Below are 23,713 nucleotides of genomic sequence, written 5' to 3' on the forward strand. Positions count from 1 at the left end.
GTAAAGGTTGACTGAAAAAACGCAATATCCTGTAGATATTCAACAGATCGAACACGGACTAAAAATACTTCAGCATCGAAAACGGAATTTGATGGTTTCTGCTGTGGTTTTATCCTCTGTCGGTATCGCAAGTTTTGTTTCTGTTTTTTTTCAACAGGAATTGGTTTTTAACTTGTTCGGTGTGGCACAACAGGTTCATCAGTTACATTTGCCATATATTCTAGATCAGCAATTAAGAGAATATATCCATCAACCAGACTATCTTATGAATGCATTGTCATGGTTTGGTTGGCTGATCTTAAAATTAATTGTATCTTTTATTGGTGCATTTATTATTGTTGGTATATTAAGAAAAATTCGCTTTTTTAAGGTGCGCTTGCAATCTTTTATCCTTAAATTTGTTGCATGGCTTTTATCCTTGATTGTGCTATGGTCTGGTTTGACTTATGTGCAATATGATCTAAAAGATGATGAAGATAAAGAGTTAAAATCATTTATAAAGTATGATCAAAACATTCAGCAAAGCGACATTTATCAATATCTGCAAAGATCGGATGCGCCTGATACAGTACAAAGCTATTTATTGGCACAAACCGCCTTGATGCATAAACCTATTGATAAGGTTGTGGCTACGGTTTACGCAGAAAAATTAATTAAAGCTGAGCAATTTGATTCCCGCTTTTTAGAATACGGCTTTAAACCGGAGCAATTATGGACAATTCAATATCAGGTATTTAATCGAGCGCTTTCCCCGATTGCGCAAGGTGTTGAAGCGCAAGTGAATCGTGCAAGCTTCTGGTCGAACATTGTTGAAAAGGTTTTATGGGGAATTTCAGCACTCAGTTTATTTTTTAGCTTGATGATTTATTGGGTGGCAAGTCGAATTGCGAAACGTTTACATCGAATTGGCCATCGCATCGGTTAATGTAAGCCACAAAGCTTATGCTTTGTAAAAATCTTGATAAAAAGCACTTTTGCTGATCACAAAAGTGCTTTTTATTGTTCGAAAATTAAATCTCGTTGTACTAAGCGACATCTTTCGCTCTGTTGGTAATCAGGTCTTTCAGTTCTAAGGTGTCAAAGGTTTTATCCCAGATTTCACCATCTACAATATAGTAGGGAGTAGGATGTTTACCGAAACCTTGTACATACTGGGTGATCTCAGTTTGTTTGTCTGCGATTTCCTTATGTTGAATAGAACGTAGAACTTTCGTGCCATCCAAGCCCATACCTTCAATGATTTGTTTCAGAACTTCAGGGTTGGCAATGTCTTTACCATGGGCGAATATGGCGTGGAATAAAGCCTGCGTTAATGCGAATTGGTCAAAGATATTGTCTAAAGCCAATATCGCCTGATGGGCTAAACGGCTATTGGGCATACGCTTCATATGCTCAATATCCACGGTTAAATCTTGACTATAAGCAGCAAATTTTGCCATATCAAGTTTACGATTGGCTTCTTTGGTTCCATATCTTTCAGTCAGGTATTGATAAACATCTAAGCCTTGTTCTGGAATTTCGGGTAAAACTTGCACAGGTAATAATTCGATTTTTTTCGCCATCGGTTGATTCCAATGTTGTTTGAGTTTTTCAAACGCCACATAACTCATTGGATAGACGATATCGAATACGAACTCTATTTTCATTGTTTTACCTCTTCACTTATTTATACAGGAATTGTGAATAAGTACACCTTGTTGTACTTAATTGGAGAAACCACAACATAAATTTAGCTTAAAACTTTGTGGCTTAGCTGCGCATGATTTTTTGTAGAGAGATGGTCGAAGAAAATATTATTTTTGTTGAAAATTAATCTAATTTTAAGTTTCGAGGAAGTCGGTGATGTCTATTGATTTTCTTGCCAATGCCCATATATACCAGCATTAGAGAATTTAAATTTGAAAATAGGGGGATATGCTGATGAGAAGGTGGCTGATTTTTGTTAAACTAAAAAACCGATTGATTTAATAAAAACAAACTGTTTTATCTATTTTTTAAATAGACGTAATATACATTCAACGAAAGAAATTTACTCCCTTGGAGATTGTTAGCATGTTAGATACAAATACTTCTGCTCAATTAAAAACCTTGTTAGAGCGCCTTGAAAGCCCAATTGAAATTGTTGCTTCTTTAAATGGTTCTGATAAGTCAGATAAAATTAAAGAATTGGTGACCGAAATTGCTGCACTGTCAGATCAAGTGACTGCCCGTTACGATGGTCAGAATGATCGTAAACCGAGCTTTGGTATTGCAAAAGTAGGTGAACAACCTCGTGTATTCTTTGCTGGTTTACCGATGGGGCATGAGTTTACCTCATTAATTTTAGCTTTATTACAAGTATCAGGTTATGCGCCAAAAGTTTCTGATGAAATCTTGGCTCAAGTCAAAGGTTTAAATTTGACTGCGAATTTTGATGTATTCGTTTCTTTAAGTTGCCATAACTGTCCAGATGTTGTTCAAGCACTTAACTTGATTGCAATTAATAATCCTGGTACTACGGCAACCATGATTGATGGTGCATTCTTCCAAGATGAAGTTGAAGAGCGCAAAATCTTGGCTGTACCTATGGTTTTCCAAAATGGTGAACATATTGGTCAAGGTCGTATGACTTTGGAAGAAATCGTTGCGAAATTGGACAGTGGTGCTGCGGCTAAAGATGCTGAAAAGCTGAATGCTAAAGAAGCGTTTGATGTATTGGTGATTGGTGGTGGACCTGCTGGTGCAACATCTGCGGTATATGCTGCACGTAAAGGGATTCGGACAGGTATTGTTTCTGAGCGTTTCGGTGGTCAGGTCATGGACACCATGGATATTGAAAACTTTATCTCAGTACAAAAAACACAAGGCCCTAAGTTTGGTTCAGATATGGAAGCACATGTTCGTGAGTACGGTGTGGACATTATGAATTTACAAAAAGTGAAAAACATTGTTGGTGCTGATCAAACAACTAATGGTTTAGTTGAAGTTGAATTGGAAAATGGTGCAAAACTTGAATCAAAAACGGTCATCTTATCTACAGGTGCACGTTGGAGAGAGATGAATGTACCTGGTGAGAAAGAGTACAAAACACGTGGTGTTGCGTATTGCCCACACTGTGATGGTCCATTATTTAAAGGCAAGAAGGTTGCCGTGATTGGTGGGGGTAACTCAGGTGTAGAGGCCGCAATTGATCTTGCTGGTATTGTTGAACATGTCACATTGATCGAGTTTGATACTCAACTTCGGGCTGACCAAGTGCTTCAAGATAAATTGAATAGTTTGCCAAATACCACTGTGATTTTGAATGCACTATCTACAGAAGTGATTGGTGATGGTTCGATTGTGACAGGGTTGAAGTATAAAGACCGTGCAACAGACGAATTACATACCATTGAACTTGCGGGAATCTTTGTACAAATTGGTTTATTGCCAAACACAGATTTCTTAAAAGCAACTGCTGTAGAGCTTTCAAACCGGAATGAAATTGTGGTAAATGATCGTAATGAAACCAATGTAAAAGGCGTATTTGCTGCGGGTGACTGTACAACAGTACCTTATAAACAAATCATAATTGCAGCTGGTGAGGGTGCAAAAGCGTCTTTATCTGCATTCGATTACATCATTCGTTCAGGTCAATAATCTTTCAATGATTACACGTTGAAAAGCAAGCCAAAGTGCCGTAATGACAACTTTGGCTTGCCTTAACATTTATCCCATATTTTACCCTTAATAGGAATTGAGTTGCTAACAGCTCAATTCCTTTTTTTGTGTTGAAGGTTGAATACTATTGAATAGAGCTTGCAAAAATAAGCTTTGTTAATGTTGTAAATCTTGAACAAGCGCAATGGTTTTTCGTTCTGCGGCTTGGATCGATTGCGCTAACAACTCGCCACCAAATTCCTGATACTCAATTGCGATTTCATGAAATTTTTCGATACCTATAAAATTGAATGCTGTTTTTATTGCAGGTTCAGCATGATTGGGAAATGGCGCATCAGCTGAATCAAAGTCATGCCCACCACGGGCAGAAAGGATAATCATAGTTTTTTGATGATCCAAAAGCCCTGAGTACGGTTGCTCTTTGCTAAGATCAAATGAGTAGGTTTTATTCATTCTCACGATGTGATCAATATAGGCTTTTAGATGAGCAGGTGTCCCAAAGTTATACATCGGTACGCCAAGCACAATAATATCTGCCCAATATAATTCTTCGATAAACTCATTACTCAGTTGTAGGCGTTGTTGTGCCTTTTCTTCAGATTCTGCATAGCCAAATTCAGAAATGATCCACTCTTCATCAATATAAGGGGGTGGATTTCGACCTAAATCACGATGTTTAACTTGTACAGATGAATCAATTTCATTCCATTGATCAATAAATAATTCGGTTAAGCGTCGGCTTAAAGAACCATGTGGGTGCGTACCTGAGATACCTGTTCTTAAACTAGTATCTATTTTTAGTATATTTGCCATGATTGTTACTCAATTTGTTGTTTGTTCAAATTGATTTTTATCGAATATGAAAAAAACAACAAACGATAAAAATACATGTTATAACTGAATCCAATTCATTTATATTTTGCGCGGTGATCTTCTGTGATTTTGCATAATTCCTTGGAGCAATTGTTGGCTTTTCAGCATGTCGCTGAACAACTCAGCTTTAAAAAAGCAGCAGACCAATTGTTTTTAACACCTACCGCCTTAAGTCATCGTATTAAGAAGCTGGAACAGCAATTGAATATTCAATTATTCGAACGACGTACACGCTCGATCAGCCTAACGCCAGAAGGAGAGTATTTACTTAAGCATGTGCAATCAGGTTTTGGGCAGATTCAAACGGCTTTGTTTCAACTTGAGCAAAATAAACAAAGATTATTGACCATTACCACAACACCATCCTTTGCAAGTGAGTGGATTATTCCTTATTTGCCAGAGTTACAAAGTCGCTTTCCCAATATTATGTTTCGGGTACATGCAAGTTATGACCTCGTTAATATGACTTCAGGTCTCTATGATTTGGCGATTCGGTATGGTTCAGGGGGCTATCAAGATGTTGATGCGGAATTATTAGCAGTTGATGAATATGTTGCAGTCGGGCATCCTTCTTTGGATATTGCAACTATGAACTGGACGACTGTGCCATTGATTCACTTTACCTGGGGAGACGAATACTGTCCAAATCGAGTCAATTGGCAGAAATGGTTTGAAAAACAAGGCTTACATATTCAAGCAGGGCAAGCGCAGGTATTTTATACACAAGAAAGTCATGCAATTCAGGCTGTATTGTCTGGACAGGGTATTGCATTATTAAGCCGCATTTCAATTGCCAATGATTTACAACAAGGGCGGCTGAAAATTGTATCTCCATGTGTTGAAACTGCATGGAATTACTATTTTTTAACTTTGCCAGATGCTGATTTTATTGTAAATGAAGTCAAACAGTGGTGTAAGGAGAAGTTTTCGCAAAATTTTGCCCATGAATGAAGATCTATGAGTTTTTTCGTCGCTTAGCTTTTTGCTTATATTACCTATCTTGAAATTAAAATTTAAATCAAACATGATTTTTTCAATAAGAAAAAAGCCAAAGTGTTCCCCAAATACACCTTGGCTTTTCCCTAATATTGTTGTTTTCCCCTTTTTATGAGCTGTGTTGCCATACAGCTCAGCTCCATTTTCTTTATTGTTATTGTTATTTGGACCAATGCGTTAACTAAGCAAAATACGTTCCAAGATTAGAATTGGTGTCGGATTTTGTCTTAGCCAAACAAACTTAGATAATGAAAGCGATTTAATAATTGCGCTTTGCTTTCTATATGTTGTGGATTTTGAACAATACATTCAATCGGACAGACATCCACACAGGTTTGATGTTCATAAAACCCGACACATTCAGTACAACGCTGTGTATCAATTTCATAGAACTTTTCTCCCTCAAAAATTGCCTGATTGGGGCATTCTGGTACACACATATCACAATTGATGCACTGGTCTGTAATCATTAAAGCCATTTCGATATCCTAAACTGCTTGGTAAGCCAATGATGATGCTGAAATATCAGTAGTCGAATTTGGTAAGTTTCTAATTAATAAGGCATATTTCATATCAATATCAGCCGGAATTGGAATTTCTACAATATATCCTGAGCCTTTTGCCTCTATGATCGGTTGTCTGTTTTTATCTAAAATTTCATAAAGAATAAATGTGATGTTGCCAGATGTGGTCATGAGTTCCATAGAGTCACCCACAACAAAACGATTCTTTACCTCAATTTTGATGTAATCATCATTGCGTTCAAGTACTTCACCAACAAATTGTTGATGGTCAAACTGAGAAGAGCCAGTTGCATAGTTTTGATATTCGGTATGGACATGGCGACGTAAGAAACCTTCGGTATAACCTCGATTGGCTAAACCTTCGAGTTGTGACATTAACGCCCGATCAAAAGGTTTTCCCTGTAGAGCATCATCAATCGCTTTGCGATAAATTTGTGCTGTTCTAGCGCAATAAAAGTAAGATTTGGTGCGTCCTTCGATTTTTAAGGAATGAATGCCCATCTTGGTTAAACGATCTACGTGCTGAACTGCACGTAAGTCTTTAGAGTTCATAAAGTAAGTGCCATGTTGGTCTTCTTCAGCAGCAAACATGTCTTCTTTATGACGTTGTAATAAAACCGGTTCGCCAAATTGATGTTGTTGTATGGCGTGTTGCTCGTCGGCATCTTTATTGTTGCAACAGTCTGATGCTGTCTCCAGTTGTTGGACTGGAATGACATCCCCAAATGCATCTTCTGTTGCTTCGTGAATATTGTATTCCCAGCGACATGCATTGGTGCAAGCGCCTTGATTTGCATCACGTTTATTCATATAGCCTGAAAGTAAGCAACGACCGGAATAAGCCATACAGAGTGCACCGTGTACGAAAACTTCGATTTCCATATCGGATACATTCTGTTTAATTTCTTCAATTTCCTCGATAGATAACTCACGTGACAAAATGACACGAGTGAGTCCCATATTTTTCCAAAATTTTACGGTTGCCCAATTGACCGCATTTGCCTGTACAGAGAGATGGATGGATATTTGTGGGAAGTTTTCTCGAACCAGCATGATCAAGCCAGGATCTGACATGATCAGTGCATCAGGTTGCATGGCGACCACAGGTTCAAGATCGCGAATAAAATTTTTTAATTTAGCATTATGCGGTTGAATATTCACCACTACATAAAATTTTTTGCCTAAGGCATGCGCTTCAGCAATACCCACTTTTAAATGATCATGATCAAACTCATTATTACGAACTCGTAAGCTATAGCGAGGTTGACCTGCATACACCGCATCGGCACCGTAAGCAAATGCATAACGCATATTCTTCAATGATCCTGCTGGTGATAAGAGTTCAGTAATATGTGAGATGCTCATATAAATTTAAAAGGCATACTAAAAATATGGTTTTATTGTAAGGGTTTAAAAATAAGATTCAACCTAGTAAAACACTCAGGATTAATCGGGTTAATTTGTATTAAAATATATATTATTCAATATCTTATGTTTAATTAATTGGGTTTTTTGAAAAACCCTAAAAAATTATTTAAGCCTTTTTAATTGCTGATCGATAATAATTTCACCATCTTCTTTACTAAAAGCAGCACGCTGTGGCACAGATAAGAGATCTAAAACCAATTCAGAGGGTCGACATAAACGAACACCCAATTCAGTCACGACAAAGGGGCGATTGATTAAAATCGGGTATTGCAACATGAAATTAAGCAGTTGATCGTCAGTCCACTCTGTTTGATCTAGTTTTAAGGTTTTATAAACATCAACATTTTTACGCAGTGCATCTCGTACCGACAAAGCAGATTGCTGAATTAAATCGATGAGCTGAGTTTTGTTAGGTGGATACAGTAAATATTCGATCACTTCAGGTTCGATACCTGCATTTCGAATGAGTGCAAGGGTATTGCGTGAAGTCCCACAGGCAGGATTATGATAAATCTTAATTTGAGATGACATCGATCGACTCTCTGTTAAAAAGCAATATTGCATTTATATATGGATATGCGTATATTCGCAATAGTGAATATACTAAACCATAAAATTGAGTAATTGTGATGGATCAACCCGATTTCTTTAAGTGTTTATCAGATCCAACTCGTTTGGATATTTTAAAAATTGTCTTGGCACAGGGGAATGTTTGTGTTTGTGAAATCACTGAAGCGTTAAATTTAAGTCAGCCAAAGATTTCTAGACACTTGGCCTTGTTGAGAAATTTGTCCATTTTAATTGATCAACGCAAAGGCCAATGGGTGTATTACCGTTTAAATCCTGAATTACCAGAATGGGCCAATGCAGTATTAAACATAATTGCTGCGCAAACTGCGAATTCAGTTGTGGGTCGTTCAGACTTGATCCAAATCAACAGTTGTTGTGAGTAAGCTGTTATGAACTCAAATCAGCCAACTTCGCGGCTTTCTTTCTTAGATCGGAATTTAACTTTGTGGATCTTTATTGCGATGGGATTGGGGATCTGCATCAGCGTATATTTCCCGCAGGCTTCGGTGGCTTTAAATCGTTTAAGCCTAGATTCAGTCAATATACCCATTGCGATAGGTTTAATTTTGATGATGTATCCGCCACTTGCCAAAGTGGATTATGCGACCTTAGCGCAAGTCTTCAAAGATAAACGAACGCTGACTTTATCTTTGCTACAAAACTGGTTAATCGCGCCGTGCCTGATGTTTGCCTTAGCGATTGTGTTTTTACATGCTTATCCTGAATATATGACGGGTTTAATTCTTATTGGTTTAGCACGTTGTATTGCGATGGTCTTGGTATGGAATAATTTAGCATGTGGTGATAACCAATATGTCGCAGCTTTGGTTGCTTTTAATAGTATTTTCCAAATTGTCTTTTTTAGTACTTATGCTTGGTTGTTTTTAACAGTTCTACCACCGTATTTTGGTGTAGCAGGAAAAGTTATTGATGTTAGCTTCTGGACGATTACACATGCGGTTTTAATCTATCTAGGTATCCCATTTTTATTGGGCTTTCTAAGCCGGATCATTTTAGTTAAACGTAAAGGATTAGATTGGTATCAACATACGTTTATCGCTAAAGTCAGTCCGCTGAGTTTATTGGCATTGTTATTTACCATTGTGGCGATGTTTAGTTTAAAAGGGGCGGATGTAGTTAGCTTACCATTCGATGTACTGCGAATTGCCATCCCATTAACACTGTATTTTGTGGTGATGTTTTTCCTGAGCTTTTTTATGAGCAAATGGATGGGCAATGATTATCCTAAAACCACAGCGATTTCTTTTACTGCAGCAGGAAATAACTTTGAATTGGCGCTTGCTGTCGCGATTGCAACATTTGGATTGGCTTCACCTGTCGCATTTACCACGATTATTGGTCCTTTGGTTGAAGTTCCCATATTGATTGCCTTGGTCAGTGTATCGCTATGGCTGCGTAAAACTGTTTTTAGATAAATGTATTGGCACAATCAGTAACAGAAATAGTCGAAAGACTTATTTAACACAATGTAAAGTCAAACTGTCAAAAAATTAGGTACAAGAATATTATTTTTATTAATAAATATTTTTAGTTAAATCAATTGTATGGGGGGGTTTAGGTTTTAAAGCTTGCAATGCCGCACCATTTATTCAAAATTTAAATAACTTTGCGAAGACAATGTCTCCCTTTTCTTAGGGGATGACAAACCTTGCGCTGCAAACAAAACCTTGCTTTGTGTTTGCTCATGCTGAGCGAGAGGGACATCCTATATCCCCCCACTCAATGTCGATATCCATGTCGTCATGTGATAGCTGCACCTTGTATGATTTAAAAGGAAAAATGAGTTAATAACTAATGGTTTTTAAAAGTTCATTTAAAAATATACGCTTTATTGATGATCCATGATTTGATTTAAATCACTTATATGAATAATTGGTTGATTTAACTATAAATTATTCCGATGCTTCAAGTTTTTTGACAATCTGACAATGATCAATGGTGGTGTTCGAAGAGCAGGATTGACGTAATTCATGCAGTTGCGATTTAAAATGCTGTAATTCATATATTCGAGTTTCTACATGTCGAATATGTTCTTCAATCAATTGGTCAATGATTTTACAACCTTGTTCAGGATGTTGTAGATGCTCTAAAAGTTGAGTAATTTCATGTAAGGTCATATCTAATGCGCGGCAACGTTTAATAAAAATAAGCCGCTTTAATGTTTCATCATCATAATATTTATAATTATTATCTGCACGGTAACTGGATCTGATCAAATTTTTTTTTTCATAAAAACGCACAGTATCCGTCGACAGCTGAGTTTTTTTAGCGAGGTCACTAATTAAGTATTGCTGCATGGCTTATTTTCCTGAATCAACTTGACCTTGGACTAACTCCATAGTTTTAAATAGCAGTATAGCTGATTTTTTCATCATTTTTGACGCATGTGCTGATTTTCTTTAAAACGCCAACATGACTGAAAAATAAGCAGATAAGTCCATTTATATTGAATCAAGGAGAAGTGTCATGGTGTGTACGTGTAGTCATGAACCTGCACCACAGAAACCGAATAGCAAGTTTAGAACGGCTTTGTGGATTGCACTGTTTATTAACCTTGCCATGTTTTTTGTTGAATTAATTGGTGGGGCGTATGCACATTCTTCTGCACTTTGGGCGGATTCTCTGGATTTTTTTGGTGACTCGGTCAATTATGCCGTCTCTTTAGCCGTGTTAGGCGCAAGTCTGTACTGGCGTGCGACCGTTGCCTTATTTAAAGGGGCAATCATGGCAATTTTTGGTTTTGTCGTGATTGGCAAAACGATTTATGCCTATACGAAAGGGATCCCTCCAGAAGCGATTACCATGGGAGCGATTGGTGTATTGGCTTTAATCGCCAATGTGATTTCAGCCCTTGTGCTTTACGCTTTTAGAGATGGGGATTCCAATATGCAGTCTGTTTGGCTGTGTAGTCGTAATGATGCGATTGGAAATGTCGCAGTAATCTTTGCAGCAATTGGGGTGTTTGGTACAGGAAGCATGTTGCCAGATATTATTGTGGCTGTGATTATGGCGACTTTAGGCTTAACAGGCGGTTATCAGGTGATGAAGAAAGCATTACAAGAACGTAAACAAAATATGCCGACTCAACAAGTACTACAATGACGCTCATCTAAACCACAATAAGGTATTTTTGATCTCAGCAATGGGATCAAAAAATCATCATGAAGCAAGTACTTAAATTTCAACTATACGTGTTGCCATTTTGCTCCAAAAATTATTCCAGAGTTCTAAATACTCAGACTGGACTTGGTCCAAATACTGTTGGTTGTTTTGATCATAGCATTGTATCAGTAGGGTCCAAATGTCATCTTGGTGGTTGTCATCATTGGCAAGGGTCGCGTCATTCTGATCAGCCAGCCCATGACAAGCATAATAACCTTCAATAAATTTACTTTTGTAAATGGACATGTTGTTGCGGAGTGCTTCACTAAACTTTATGACTTGCAATTCTGTACAAGCCAAAATGAGCAATAATTCTGTATAAGAATTGATATGTTGGTGAATAAATTGAGCCAATGCGAAAGCTTCTATTTCAGTCTGTTGCTGATCTAATGGATCTAATTCCAACTGCTGCATCAATTTTAAAAAATAAACCAGATGTGATTTGGATGCAGCGCTTTTTTCGAGTTGGTGTGTATTGAAACCCAGTTCATCAATTAAGTTTAGCGACAGTAAGTAGCGTGCATATATTTTAGCTGCAATCCTATTTTCTGGATGAATATTATTGTTTTTCTCAAGACTGACGGCTTGATAAATCACCATGCTTAGTGCATCTGTAAAATTTTTAACAATGGCGGTAAAATAATTAATATGAATAAATTTAAGCTGTTCAAGCGTCAGTTGACTTTGATTCAACTGTACTAGTATTGGATGCTTGAATAGGACATGACAGTGTGTTTGTCGCTTTAAGTTTGCGATAGCTTGAGTATTTTGCTGCCATAATTCAGGTTGTAAGGAATTTTGAATGAAATGCAGCAACTCGAAACGAGTATGTTCAGATTGCGTGAAAGATAATATGCTCATATGCTGCATTAAAATTTTAATTTTGCCGTTTTTATAATAGTAAAAAACAATATGTTTTGCTAGTATTTATGCAGGTTTAATATTTTATATTTCATATACTTGCCTTTGTAGTTTTGATGTTTTTCTATAAAAACTCAGTATTCATATGAATTTAAGATATAATTCTTAGCATACACTTGAAGTAATTCGTATTTATGTGCTGTTCTTATAAGCTAATGCTTTAATTTTAATCTTAAATTTTTGTACATCAGGTAAAAACAAATGTCAAAAAAAGAGGACATCATTAATACAGCGTTGAATCTCTTTAATACATATAGTTATAATTCTATCGGTATAGACCGAATTATTAGTGAGTCTGGCGTTGCAAAAATGACTTTTTATAAATATTTTCCATCTAAAGCTAAATTGATTGAAGAATGTTTGATTACGAGAAATCTCAATTTGCAAGAATCGTTAGATGCTGCAATCGCTAAATGTGATCCACAAGATTATTTATCTCATATAAAAGCCATCTTCACTTGGTATAATGCATGGTTTCATACAGAAGACTTTAATGGTTGTATGTTCCAAAAGGCCGTAGAAGAGATTTCAAAAGTTTACCCATCATCACTCCAACCTGCAACTGATTATAAAGAGTGGTTAAAAGGGCATTTGAGTAATGCGTTGCGCCATTTAGGTGTCAAGCAAGATATTCAACTTGCTTCTTTCTTGTCAAGTCTTCTTGACGGAATGACGATTCAGGCGCAAATAGATCCTAAGCAAGTGTGTTTGGATGATTACTGGAGACGGGTAGAAACCCTGATTCAGATGGAATTGGCTTTAGACCAACCGAGTTCAGTTTAGAGTTTAAGTTTGTTGAGTAATCGCAGATTGCAAGCGTAAGCAATATTGATTTGCGTTTGCTGATCTGTTTAATTCACCACTTAAACTTGAAAATAAAAAAGCGCGATCACGTGAAGTGAATCGCGCTTTGCTGATAAGTTTTTTATATACCTGATCATTTATTGTTATAACGATAAATCATCAGGTAAAGAGATGCTTCAAGCATCTTCTTATATTTATTCTTATACCCTCTGAATGCACATGTCATTCGTTTTTCTCAGCAAATTATACAGACTTGTCTGTTTAGTTGGATTATAAAGATTTTGTTGTTTTTTACAACAGAATCTTTGTGAATTTGTTTGTTTTTTTATCAATCGACTTAAAGGTTAAAAAAAATATCTAATTTTTGGTACTTTGCGTTTAATTTTATCGGCAATGATCTAGTTTAAAAATCAGTTATGGACCTTGTTGGTTAGGCTAGCAGACTCCTATTTATCTTTAAATGGCAGTGAGTTGTTATACACGAAGCGTGTGGTCAAGAATTTGAAAATTGAAATGAATAATTGTAAATAAATATTAGAGATAAAAATAAAAGACCTTGAAAAATGCCTATACTGTTGGGAATATCAATATTTAAGCATTAGTGATTCATTCTTCGGGGTAAAATTCTAGGATCATTGCTATTGAGGATTTGTTCAATTTTGCCATTAGGGCGCTGAAGAATCGTTTGATCATGCGTATAGACTTTGCCATTGCGAGCAACCGCATTTTGATCATTGGGCGGGGTAAATAACCAAGTTTCATTTTGTGTTAAAGGATGAACCAATAAATTGAATTCAGTATTTGCTGGATATTGAATATCGCCTAAGGTTAATTTTTCTGTCAGTGTGCCATTTTCAATTCCGATGAGTTGTTTATTTTGATCCAAATAGACATTTGCCCATTGTAGGGAAACAGCTTTGTATTGGGTGAGAGGATTGTGAATCCGCCAGTAATCTGTAGAAACAAAGTTGTCTGGATATTTTTGATATTTAGAACGTTCAATATCTGCCTGTGCCACAAGTATAATATTTTCTAGCTGCGTATCTTGAGCAAGATTACAGTGCTCTAAACCAATGATGTTGCCAGCATCATCTAAATAGACTTGAATATAGCTCATCAGCTGACAATTCCAACCTTCGATCGTATCCTTACCTGTACCCATTAATGTGGTTGAACGATCATCAAAAAGTTCCAAATCAATACCACGAGGAATTTTCATGCTGTTAATTTGCAGCTTTCCAAATAATACGGGTTGGGGAAATTTGGCTTGTCTCAATGAGGTCAATTGATCGGGTGCAAATAATTCAAGTTCAGTCCCTTGTGGCATTTGAATGCCTAAAATTTTCTCAGGCGAACTTAATGTTTTATGTATGGAATGATGCTCTTTTTCAATCTCATTTTTTGTAAATAGAACAAGGAAATAAAGTATCAAGCTCAAAAAAACGCAGAGTACACTACAGACAAATAGAGACTGAATAAAAATATTGCCATGCCTAAGGGTATTTCTGAATTTTGAGCTAGATATTAATCCAATCGCAAATAGACTAAAAATAATGGTCCCAAAGCCAGCGACAAAGAAAATCTAAAGATAGTTAAAAGAAAGTGGAATCATGCGATTGAGAGTCGTATTTTTATATTTGCTAAGATTCAGGATATTATATGCATTATCCTGAATCTTTTGAATCAATCAAAAATTTTATGAAGCGCTTGGAATGGTAAAGTCACCACATCAAAAGCGACTGCAAATGGAAATAACACTAATTTATCTGCAGTTTTACTGCCTGCCTTTGAGTAATCTTTTACCTCTTGGGTGCTATAGATACTGACTTGATAGGGTTTGCTTAGTGCTTTTAGGGATGAAATATTAGAAGCAGAAGGATAAATTAGACCAGATAGGGCAATGTTAAAACAGAAGCGTTGTGCTTTTAGACGGTGATCACTTGAGGTGGTACATTCTTCTGCGCCATTTTCAATAAAGAATGCACGATCTTGTTTAGTGACATCCTCAGAAAGTTTGACATATTTGAGTGGCAGGGTTCCTGAAAAATGACCATCATTTTTTTCTGAATTGAAGGTAAGCGCTTTATCAATTTGAATAAATTTTGGATCTAGTCCTGTAATCACTTTAGCAAATCGAGTACCACCATTGGTAATGACATAACTATTTTTTTGTCCAGCAATTACAATGCTGTCTGAAGGTAGTGCAGAAATAGCCTGTGAGGGTTTGCCAAATGCTAAAACAGAATCATTGACCAATACAGTTTGAACGTTACGGGTGCGAACGCCATTGTCTTTATTTAAAAGGGTTGAAGTGGCACAGCCTGTCATGGAAAATGCTGAAATAATACAAATGGACAATGTAGATTTATAATTTAATTTATTCATATTCTGCTCATTTAACCTTAAGGTATTGTTTATACCATTAAAAAAATAAGCTGTTAAGTTTCTAGGCTACCAAAAAACTGACAAAAATTTATTCTTTCAATGAATTAATCCTATTTCCTCACAATTGATTGGCAAAATGTATCTATAGGTTTTGATTACTTTGTAAAATGCCAATGAATTTAAACCGATTGTACGATTTATTATTCTTTATTTAGAATAATCGAATAAATCAGATAATTTTGATTGTAATTTCATTCCAAGATTCTTAGAATTGCCTGCTTGTTTGCGTGATCATTGGAACTGAACCTTGAGTAATTTTCTAACCGAACACCTGATCCATCGTGATGATGATTTTATGGTGATCCATAAGCCAGCAGGCATACTCACAGTTCCAGGAAAAACAGCAGACTTACAAGATTGTGTAATCAATAGATTATTAAAAATCGAACCGAATACTTTACTCATTCATCGTTTAGATCGTGATACCTCTGGCATTTTGGTATTTGGCTTGAGTAAATGGGGACAAAAAAGTATTTCTAGACAGTTTCAAGAACGTCAAACCTCTAAAACCTACCAAGCTGTTGTTGTTGGAACTTTACAGGGTGAAGGTACAGTAGATGTGCCTGTGATTTATGATCCAGAACATCCTCCATTACATATTGCAGCTCCAGAACATAACAAGCCTGCATTAACGCATTGGAAAGCAATTCAACATTTTCAAATTCTAGGACAGGCGGTGACTCGTGTTGAGTTAACACCAGTTACTGGGCGGTCACATCAGTTACGTGTGCATATGCAATATTTAGGTCATCCAATTATTGGTGATACTTTATATGCCACTGTAGAGCAACAGCAACTTATGCCAAGACTTTGTTTACATGCACAACAATTGAGTTTTCATCATCCTAAAAAAGAGGAGCTTGTACAATTTGATTGTCCAGTTCCGTTTTAGTTTAGATTTTTAAGTTGAAATTAAGTGGCTCAAAATTTAATGAGCTTTATGTCAAAAAGTATTGCGTAATGGGTATAAACTTTGTTCAAATATTCTCCTGATTTGAGCAACCATGTTTTAGCCCTAACATGAGATAAAGGTGGAAAAATTGCAACAATTTGCTATAGGTCAACGTTGGTTATCGGACACAGAAACTGAGTTAGGTTTAGGTGTACTGATTGATGTCGATGAACGTTCAATCAGTATTCTTTTTCCAAAAAGTGACGAAACTCGTGTCTATGCACGTAATAATGCACCATTATCTCGTATTGTTTTTAATATCAATGATGAAGTTCAAGACCAAGAAGGCATCAAGTGGATTGTTGAGTCTTTAGATGATCGCAGTGGAGTAATTCGTTACAATGTTATTCGTACATTGGACAGTGGCGAACAAGAGAAAAAAGCGCTAAACGAAACGCGTATTGGCGCACAAATCCAATTATCAAAGCCTTTAGAGCGTTTATTGGCAAGTCAAATTGACTATAAAGAATGGTATGACTTACGTATTGAAGCGATGCAAATGCAAGCCAATATGCAAACGTCACCATTACGTGGTTTGGTCGGTGCGCGTGTAGGATTGATTCCACACCAGTTGTATATTGCACATGAAGTGGGTAAACGATTTGCACCTCGTGTATTACTTGCTGATGAAGTTGGCTTAGGTAAAACAATCGAAGCGGGACTCATCATCCATCAACAACTTAAAACGGGTCGTTCTGAGCGAATTCTGATTCTTGTACCAGATTCATTACAATATCAATGGATGATTGAAATGCGTCGCCGTTTCAATTTGAATTTCTCATTGTTTGATCTTACTCGTACAGCTTCAATCAAAGAGCATGATCCTGAACTCAATCCATTCCTGACTGAACAATGTATCATTGCTTCAGTAGATTTGATGATTGACCATGATGATTTGCGTGAGCAAGCCATTGAAGCTGGTTTTGATCTGCTGGTGGTCGATGAAGCGCATCATTTGATGTGGAGTGAAGAGGAAGGCGGTAATGACCGTTATGATCTGGTTGAAGAGCTTGCTGAAAAAACTGAAGGTGTGCTGCTTTTAACTGCAACACCTGAACAGCTAGGTGTAGAAAGCCATTTCGCCCGTTTACGTTTACTTGATCCACAACGTTTTAGTTCGCTTGATCGTTTCCTTGATGAAGAAGAACAATATCATCATACCGCTAAAATTGCTGAAGTGTTGATGTCAGATTTGCCACTCGAAGCGGAACATTTAGCAGCAGTTGAAAAATTATTAGGTCATCCGATTGAAGATCAGCCTGAACATCGTTTCCGTGCAATTCATGAGCTTTTAGACCGTCATGGTACAGGTCGTATCTTGTTCCGTAATACCCGTGAAGCAATTCAAGGTTTCCCTGGACGTGATTGCCAACCAGCACCATTACCAGCACCAGAAAATTGGTCTAAAGATGGAAAATTACGCGAACAAATGTGGCCAGAAGAGCTGCAACTTGATGGCGCATGGATGGAAACAGACCCACGTGTTATGTGGTTGATGGAACGATTACGTTCTGATTTAAAACATAAAAAAGTATTGCTGATTGCACGTAGTGGTCCAGTTGTTGAAGCACTTGAAAATGCTTTACGCATCCACGCGGGTATCCGCACCGCAATGTTCCATGAAGGCATGAGCTTATTGGAACGTGACCAAGCAGCGGCTTATTTTGCTGAAGATTCTTATGGTGCACAGATTTTACTGTGTTCTGAAATTGGTTCAGAAGGGCGTAATTTCCAGTTTGCTTCTGACCTTGTGTTGTTTGATTTGCCTGCAAATCCAGATGTACTTGAACAGCGTATTGGTCGTTTAGACCGTATTGGTCAGGAAAATCGTATTCAGATTCATGTGCCTTATCTTGTAGGTACAGCGCAAGAGCGTATGTTCCGTTGGTATAATGAAGCGCTAAATATTTTCAGTAATATTTCGCCTACAGCACAAACCTTACAAGAAAACTTTATTGTCGATTTAAAAGATTGCTTATTGGATGATAAAGGGCAAGTTTTTGAAGAGCTTCTTGAAGCGGTCAATGTACAGCGTCAAGCACTTGAAGTTGAATTGCAAGATGGTCGTGACCGTTTATTGGAATACAACTCATGTCGTCCGATCGTGGCACAAGAAATTGTTACAGCGCTTGAAGACTATGATGACAATACTTTGTTGCCAATGTTTATGAAGCGGTTTATGGCATCAACCAACATTGACTTTGATGAGCAAAGTAATGGTACGGTGATTATTAAACCAACCGATCAAATGCAAGTGCAAGGCTTGGATATTGACGAAGAGGGTATGACTGCAACCTTCTATCGTGATCAGGCACAGATCCGTGAAGACGCGCAATATTTAACACTTGAACATCCGTTTACTGAAAGTGTGATGGAAATTATCCGTACCCAATCTTTTGGTAGTACCAATGTTGCGATTCTAAAAACCAATGCACTTAAACAAGGCACGATTTTGTTGGAAGTTTGGTTTAAAGTGGATGTGGTTGCGCCTAAAGCATTAAATTTACCTTCTAGCTTACCAACACAATTGATTCGAGTGTTATTGACTGAAACGGGCCAAGATATTACTGCCAAGCTTAATCCAGAAATTATTAAGCCGTATTTACATCATTTAGATAGCAATAGCTGTCGTCAAGTGGTGAAAGCACGACGTGAAGTGATTGAAGAACGCTATGCACAAGCTTTAGATATTGCTAAAGGTGTTTTACCGCAGTTAAAAGAGCAAGCTAAAGAAATTTACGGTAGCAAATGGCAATATGAAATTGATCGTTTAAGCTACTTAAAGCAATTTAATCCAAGTATTCGTGCAGATGAAATTGAACGTTTACAGAAATTCCAGAAAGAAGGTTTAAGTCTATTGGAAGGTATTTCTGTGACGCCAGAAGCGATTCAGGTATTGGTTGTGGTTAAACCTTAATTTAGTGTAATTTTATCTAGATTCTAAAAGCTCCTTTGGGAGCTTTTTTGATGTATATGTTATGCATATTTAAATAATCAATTATTGGGTTATTTTTATTTTTTGATTTTAAATGTAAAAGTTATAACCATTTATAAAAACTAATTCCTATTATTGCACCATTTATATGGTCATATCTTGTATGAAGGGCTATAGACCATGCATCAATGTCACCACGCGATAGAAACGCCATGTATCATTGGATGAGATCTACTTTACAACAATAATCAATGAAGGATTTACAGGGAGTTTGTTGTATACATCGCAACCGTTTTTATGCTATTAAAATAGTGTACTTTGATCTCGATTTGTTCCTTAGAGATAAAGTTTACTCACCCATGTAATTTGATCATTTAGTATTGTGTATCCAAATAGACAAGTTCGAAAGCAACCGTCTATAGCCAAGATAAAAACTTAAAATAATGGAAGAAATGATATGGAAAACAAGGATTTTGTTGAGTTTCATGATACCCATGTGCACTATCTACTTCATTGGGAAAAGCAATTACCGCAAAAAGATGTGTTTGTACAACCATTGGCCAATGGCAATGTGGTGCATTACACATGGTCGGAAGTTGCACAACAAGTTCGCAGTATGGCGAGTTATTTACAGTCTTTAAACTTGCCTGAAAAGAGTGCGATCGCAATTTATGGTAAAAATAGTGCGCATTGGCTTATGGCAGATTTAGCGATCTGGATGTCAGGTCATATCTCAGTCCCACTCTATCCAACACTCAATGCGGAAGGTTCAGCTTATGTACTCAACCACAGTGAAGCAAAACTCTTATTTATTGGAAAATTGGACGGTAAAGCGGATAGCTGGAATGAGGTAAAAACAATCATTCCACAAGATTTAGCTTGTGTGCGTTTGGCATTATCACCTGAATTCGACGCACCGCAATGGAATGATATTGTGCAATCTGTTGCGCCACTAGAAAACCCAGTATTACCCAATAAAAATGATTTAGCGACCATCGTTTATACGTCTGGCAGTACTGGTGTACCTAAAGGGGTTATGCAAAGTTTTGCGACGCTTTTATCTGGCGCTCGTGAACTCAGATTGACTTATCAAGTGACAACATCTGATCGGGCCTTATCTTATTTACCACTTGCACATGTTGCTGAGCGTATTTTTATTCAATCTTCACTGATGGTTTGCGGTTTTACCGTGTATTTTGCAAACTCAATTGAAACCTTTGTCGAAGATTTGAATCGTGCCAAACCCACACTATTCTTTTCGGTACCACGCTTATGGACCAAGTTCTATTTGGGCGTTAATGAAAAAATACCGCTCCATATACAAAAGATTTTATTCAAAATACCTGTGTTGGGTAAATTGGTTAAAAAGAAATTACTCACCAAGCTCGGGCTAAATCATGTCCGTTATGCATTTACTGCTGCTGCACCATTACCTACAGATATTATTTTATGGTATCGAAATTTAGGTTTAGAGTTACTTGAAGTCTATGGTATGACTGAAAATTGTGGTTATTCGCATGTGACACGTGTGGGGCAGTTTGCCAGTGGTTATGTGGGGCATGCCCAACCTAAAGTGGAGTGTAAAATTGATGAAAATGGTGAAATTCTGGTAAAAAGCCCAGGAACTATGTTGGGCTATTATAAAAATCCTGAAAAAACTGCAGAAGATATGACCGAAGATGGATTTTTACGTACTGGGGATTTGGGCGAGATCGATGCAGAAGGGCGGTTAAAAATTACTGGTCGAATTAAAGATATTTTTAAAACAAGCAAAGGCAAATACATCATGCCAGTTCCGACTGAGCAAAAAATCGGCAATCAGGCATTAATTGAATCTGTATGTATTGGTGGTTCAAGCCAACCACAACCAGTTGCCTTTATTATGTTGGCTGAAGATATTCGTAACAGTCTGAAGCAGAACCCGAAGCGAGATGAAATTGAAAACACCTTAAAAGCATTAAGAGTGAAGATCAATGAAGAACTTGAGCCCCATGCAAAAATCAGCTTCTTTGTCGTAGTCAATGAACCATGGACCATGGAAAATGATTTACTTACCCCAACGATGAAAATTAAACGTAATAAAATTGAAAGTCGTTATGAGCCATTTTTAGATGCTTGGGCACAACAGAAACGAGAAGTGGTCTGGGAATAAAAGTTTTTAACTGCATTCGTATTATTAGGAAAAAAGCCTGAATTGTAACGTTGATCAGTTCAGGCTTTTTAATTCTCTTCTTTTACAAATTAATACTGCACACCTTTAAAAGAAGGGGTTCTTGATGACACAAGTGAATTGCGCTTTAAATCATTTCGGCTTGTTTAAGTTCTAACTTGATATAGGCATAGAAAATGGGTGCAACAATTAAACCCGCTAAGCCAAAGAACGACTCAAAGACTAACATTGCCAATAAGACTTCCCATGATGCTGCATGGATTTTTGTGCCAATAATTTTGGCATTAATAAAGTATTCTAGTTTATGGATAAAAATTAGATAAAGTAATGCGATACCTGCGGTAGATACTGAAATGGTTAAACCTGCCATAACAATAATAGTATTGGAGAGTAAGTTTCCGACAATTGGAATTAATCCAAAAATAAAAGTCAGGATCACTAAGGTATTGGCAAAAGGTAAATGTATATCAAAAACAGGGAGGATCAGGTGAGAGAAAATCAAAAATAAAAATGTATTGATTAAAGAAATTTTAAACTGAGCAAACACCACATTTTTAAAAGATGACGAAAGATTTTCAATACGTGTGATCATGGCACGTTTAAATTCTGGCTGATCCGGCTGTGGGCGCAGTTGGTTTAATGAGACAAGGATCCCCACAATCATACCAATCAACATGGTGGCTAAATTATGTAAAAAGCCTGTTCCGGTACTTTTTAAGGTTGATAAATTATCTTTGATTAAGTCAAAAGTTTGATCTTTTAATTCAGTGAGTGAATAAGGAATAAATCCGGGAATATATTGTGCCACTTCAAGTTGTAGCTTTTGTAAGGTTTTATCGACTTGGTCACTGATGGCATTGATTCCCGCACCTTGCAAATCATGTTGAACAAAGCTGATTAAGCCTGTGATGCTGAGCACAATCAAAGAAATAATAAAGATGGCTAGAATAATACTGATGGTCAAGCGAGCTCTTTGACCATCAATATATCTCTCCGTAATGCTACCTAAACTATTGATAATTTCAAAAACAACAAAACCTGCAAAAAATGACGCTAAAAGATGCAAGGGAATCAGTAAAGACAAAAAGATCAGCATGAGTAAGTAACTTGCAATAATACTTTGACGATCATTTAACAGTTTCATGTGAATAGAGCTCAATTATACAATTGATGTATAGGGGAATATAAAAATACCAAGTTAGATTTATATCACTCTAACTCGCGGCGAGATAGCTATTTTTAAATACAAAGCTTAATTCAATGTGAAAATATTTGGCCTGAATACTGTGTGAAAAGTCTTTAAAAACGTTATAAAGATAAAAGATCACTATCGTGAGATTGATCAGAAAAATTTCAATGCTGCGTACATTGAGCAGTATATTGAATAGTACATAGAACGCTATTAAAGTGAGTGGTTCAAATGAATCACGTCATGCATGTTATATAAGCCAGCGGGTTGAGAAATACACCACATTGCGGCTCGAATTGCACCAGTCGCAAAGTTCATCCGATTGCTTGCAATATGTTTGATTTCGACCTGTTCCCCATGACCATAAAATATCGTGTTATGTTCACCAACAATGTCACCACCACGTATAGCTTGTAAACCGATCTGTTGGGGTACTCGCTCAGCTACCACAGCATGGCGTTGATAGACCACTAAATTACTGAGCAATTGCGCTCTGACTTGAGCAATCGCTTCTGCATACATCAATGCAGTGCCTGATGGCGCATCTACTTTTTGTCGATGGTGTGCTTCGATGATTTCAGCTTCAAATCCTGCACCTAATAATTGGGCAGCAACTCGAACCAGATCAACACTGAGATTGACGCCAATGGAATAATTGCCTGAATGAACGATAGCAATATCTTGCGCGGCTTGAGCAATGTGTTGATTTAATTGCTCAGATAAACCAGTGATACCAATAATCATCGGTTTTTTAGCGTGCTGGCAAATTTTTAAATGTTGCGATAATGCCTTTGCTGTAGTGAAATCAATCACCACATCACAATGCTGAATGATGTCTTCCAAACGACCTGAAATAAGCACATTTAATGGTGCTAGATTGAGATACTGACCTAGTTCATGACCAATCGCTGCACTTGCAACTCTTGCTGTAGCAACAGTAATGTTTAGTCCTGCATTGAGACAGGCCTGAACCAGCATTTGTCCCATGCGACCAGTCACACCAAGTATGCCTACACGAATGTTTTGTTGATTGTGATTGATCATAGGGTACTGATACTTGTATTTAATAGGCTATGAAAGAATA

General features: G+C 37.0%; 21 protein-coding genes. 10 read left to right on the forward strand and 11 right to left on the reverse strand.

Annotation, left to right across the window (positions count from 1 at the left end; translation table 11 throughout):
* Positions 1-7: 7 nt before the first annotated feature.
* Positions 8-925 carry a hypothetical protein gene (locus AC4CUY_RS06610; RefSeq protein WP_336954715.1) on the forward strand — a complete coding sequence of 306 codons (918 nt, stop codon included), beginning with the start codon at positions 8-10 and terminating at the stop codon, positions 923-925.
* Positions 926-1,025: 100 nt separating this feature from the next.
* On the opposite strand, the gene AC4CUY_RS06615 is transcribed toward AC4CUY_RS06610, so the two are convergent.
* Positions 1,026-1,646, reverse strand: coding sequence for a DsbA family oxidoreductase (locus AC4CUY_RS06615; protein ID WP_336954714.1), 621 nt, complete (start codon positions 1,644-1,646; stop codon positions 1,026-1,028).
* 406 nt (positions 1,647-2,052) lie between these two features.
* Between AC4CUY_RS06615 and ahpF the strand changes: the two genes are divergently transcribed.
* Positions 2,053-3,618, forward strand: a complete 1,566-nt coding sequence (gene ahpF / locus AC4CUY_RS06620; protein WP_419328931.1) for an alkyl hydroperoxide reductase subunit F — start codon at positions 2,053-2,055, stop codon at positions 3,616-3,618.
* 177 nt (positions 3,619-3,795) lie between these two features.
* Here ahpF and AC4CUY_RS06625 read toward each other — a convergent pair whose 3' ends face one another.
* Entirely contained in the window at positions 3,796-4,452 is a 657-nt protein-coding gene (locus AC4CUY_RS06625) for an FMN-dependent NADH-azoreductase (RefSeq protein WP_336954710.1), read from the reverse strand.
* 153 nt (positions 4,453-4,605) lie between these two features.
* Here AC4CUY_RS06625 and AC4CUY_RS06630 point away from each other — a divergent pair, with 153 nt between their 5' ends.
* Positions 4,606-5,463, forward strand: coding sequence for a LysR substrate-binding domain-containing protein (locus tag AC4CUY_RS06630; protein ID WP_419328935.1), 858 nt, complete (start codon positions 4,606-4,608; stop codon positions 5,461-5,463).
* A gap of 272 nt (positions 5,464-5,735) precedes the next feature.
* Here AC4CUY_RS06630 and AC4CUY_RS06635 read toward each other — a convergent pair whose 3' ends face one another.
* The 3 genes from AC4CUY_RS06635 to arsC form a co-directional block, all read right to left on the reverse strand.
* Positions 5,736-5,987 (reverse strand): YfhL family 4Fe-4S dicluster ferredoxin, encoded by a 252-nt coding sequence (locus AC4CUY_RS06635; protein WP_004721738.1) that lies wholly within the window; start codon positions 5,985-5,987, stop codon positions 5,736-5,738.
* A gap of 9 nt (positions 5,988-5,996) precedes the next feature.
* A complete protein-coding gene (gene trhP, locus AC4CUY_RS06640) occupies positions 5,997-7,397 on the reverse strand; it encodes a prephenate-dependent tRNA uridine(34) hydroxylase TrhP (protein ID WP_490773844.1) in 1,401 nt (466 codons plus the stop codon).
* A 165-nt stretch (positions 7,398-7,562) separates the two neighbouring features.
* Positions 7,563-7,991: an arsenate reductase (glutaredoxin) gene (gene arsC, locus AC4CUY_RS06645; RefSeq protein ID WP_483770091.1), complete on the reverse strand. Its 429-nt coding sequence runs from the start codon at positions 7,989-7,991 to the stop codon at positions 7,563-7,565.
* 98 nt (positions 7,992-8,089) lie between these two features.
* On the opposite strand from arsC, the gene AC4CUY_RS06650 reads away from it, so the two are divergent.
* Together AC4CUY_RS06650 and arsB are read left to right on the forward strand one after the other, a co-directional pair.
* On the forward strand, positions 8,090-8,413 hold the full coding sequence (locus AC4CUY_RS06650) for an ArsR/SmtB family transcription factor (protein ID WP_483770090.1): 324 nt from the start codon (positions 8,090-8,092) through the stop codon (positions 8,411-8,413).
* 6 nt (positions 8,414-8,419) lie between these two features.
* Positions 8,420-9,466 (forward strand): ACR3 family arsenite efflux transporter, encoded by a 1,047-nt coding sequence (gene arsB, locus AC4CUY_RS06655; RefSeq protein ID WP_419328941.1) that lies wholly within the window; start codon positions 8,420-8,422, stop codon positions 9,464-9,466.
* A 477-nt stretch (positions 9,467-9,943) separates the two neighbouring features.
* On the opposite strand, the gene AC4CUY_RS06660 is transcribed toward arsB, so the two are convergent.
* Entirely contained in the window at positions 9,944-10,348 is a 405-nt protein-coding gene (locus AC4CUY_RS06660; protein ID WP_004721728.1) for a Cd(II)/Pb(II)-responsive transcriptional regulator, read from the reverse strand.
* Between the two features lie 169 nt (positions 10,349-10,517).
* Between AC4CUY_RS06660 and AC4CUY_RS06665 the strand changes: the two genes are divergently transcribed.
* Complete coding sequence (locus tag AC4CUY_RS06665; protein WP_483770089.1) at positions 10,518-11,153, forward strand: cation efflux transmembrane domain-containing protein; 636 nt, start codon at positions 10,518-10,520, stop codon at positions 11,151-11,153.
* Between the two features lie 72 nt (positions 11,154-11,225).
* On the opposite strand, the gene AC4CUY_RS06670 is transcribed toward AC4CUY_RS06665, so the two are convergent.
* Positions 11,226-12,074 carry a hypothetical protein gene (locus tag AC4CUY_RS06670; RefSeq protein ID WP_490773845.1) on the reverse strand — a complete coding sequence of 283 codons (849 nt, stop codon included), beginning with the start codon at positions 12,072-12,074 and terminating at the stop codon, positions 11,226-11,228.
* A gap of 261 nt (positions 12,075-12,335) precedes the next feature.
* Here AC4CUY_RS06670 and AC4CUY_RS06675 point away from each other — a divergent pair, with 261 nt between their 5' ends.
* Complete coding sequence (locus AC4CUY_RS06675; protein WP_490773846.1) at positions 12,336-12,917, forward strand: TetR/AcrR family transcriptional regulator; 582 nt, start codon at positions 12,336-12,338, stop codon at positions 12,915-12,917.
* Between the two features lie 619 nt (positions 12,918-13,536).
* Here AC4CUY_RS06675 and AC4CUY_RS06680 read toward each other — a convergent pair.
* On the reverse strand, positions 13,537-14,265 hold the full coding sequence (locus tag AC4CUY_RS06680; RefSeq protein WP_336954698.1) for a hypothetical protein: 729 nt from the start codon (positions 14,263-14,265) through the stop codon (positions 13,537-13,539).
* 356 nt (positions 14,266-14,621) lie between these two features.
* A complete protein-coding gene (locus AC4CUY_RS06685; RefSeq protein WP_419328949.1) occupies positions 14,622-15,323 on the reverse strand; it encodes a YidX family protein in 702 nt (233 codons plus the stop codon).
* Between the two features lie 307 nt (positions 15,324-15,630).
* Between AC4CUY_RS06685 and AC4CUY_RS06690 the strand changes: the two genes are divergently transcribed.
* The 3 genes from AC4CUY_RS06690 to AC4CUY_RS06700 all read left to right on the forward strand — a co-directional run bounded on the left by AC4CUY_RS06690 (position 15,631) and on the right by AC4CUY_RS06700 (position 21,422).
* The gene (locus tag AC4CUY_RS06690; protein ID WP_483770086.1) at positions 15,631-16,275 is read left to right on the forward strand and encodes an RluA family pseudouridine synthase; all 645 of its coding nucleotides are present in this window, start codon (positions 15,631-15,633) and stop codon (positions 16,273-16,275) included.
* Between the two features lie 139 nt (positions 16,276-16,414).
* Positions 16,415-19,252 carry an RNA polymerase-associated protein RapA gene (gene rapA / locus AC4CUY_RS06695; protein ID WP_336954695.1) on the forward strand — a complete coding sequence of 946 codons (2,838 nt, stop codon included), beginning with the start codon at positions 16,415-16,417 and terminating at the stop codon, positions 19,250-19,252.
* Positions 19,253-19,727: 475 nt separating this feature from the next.
* A complete protein-coding gene (locus AC4CUY_RS06700) occupies positions 19,728-21,422 on the forward strand; it encodes an AMP-binding protein (RefSeq protein WP_336954694.1) in 1,695 nt (564 codons plus the stop codon).
* A gap of 145 nt (positions 21,423-21,567) precedes the next feature.
* Here the strand turns inward: AC4CUY_RS06700 and AC4CUY_RS06705 are convergent, their stop codons facing one another.
* Together AC4CUY_RS06705 and dapB are read right to left on the reverse strand one after the other, a co-directional pair.
* Positions 21,568-22,584, reverse strand: a complete 1,017-nt coding sequence (locus AC4CUY_RS06705) for an AI-2E family transporter (protein WP_096733677.1) — start codon at positions 22,582-22,584, stop codon at positions 21,568-21,570.
* 258 nt (positions 22,585-22,842) lie between these two features.
* Positions 22,843-23,673, reverse strand: a complete 831-nt coding sequence (dapB, locus tag AC4CUY_RS06710; protein WP_483770085.1) for a 4-hydroxy-tetrahydrodipicolinate reductase — start codon at positions 23,671-23,673, stop codon at positions 22,843-22,845.
* Positions 23,674-23,713 lie beyond the last annotated feature (40 nt).

Source organism: Acinetobacter sp. 778_lipA (genome assembly GCF_058242985.1).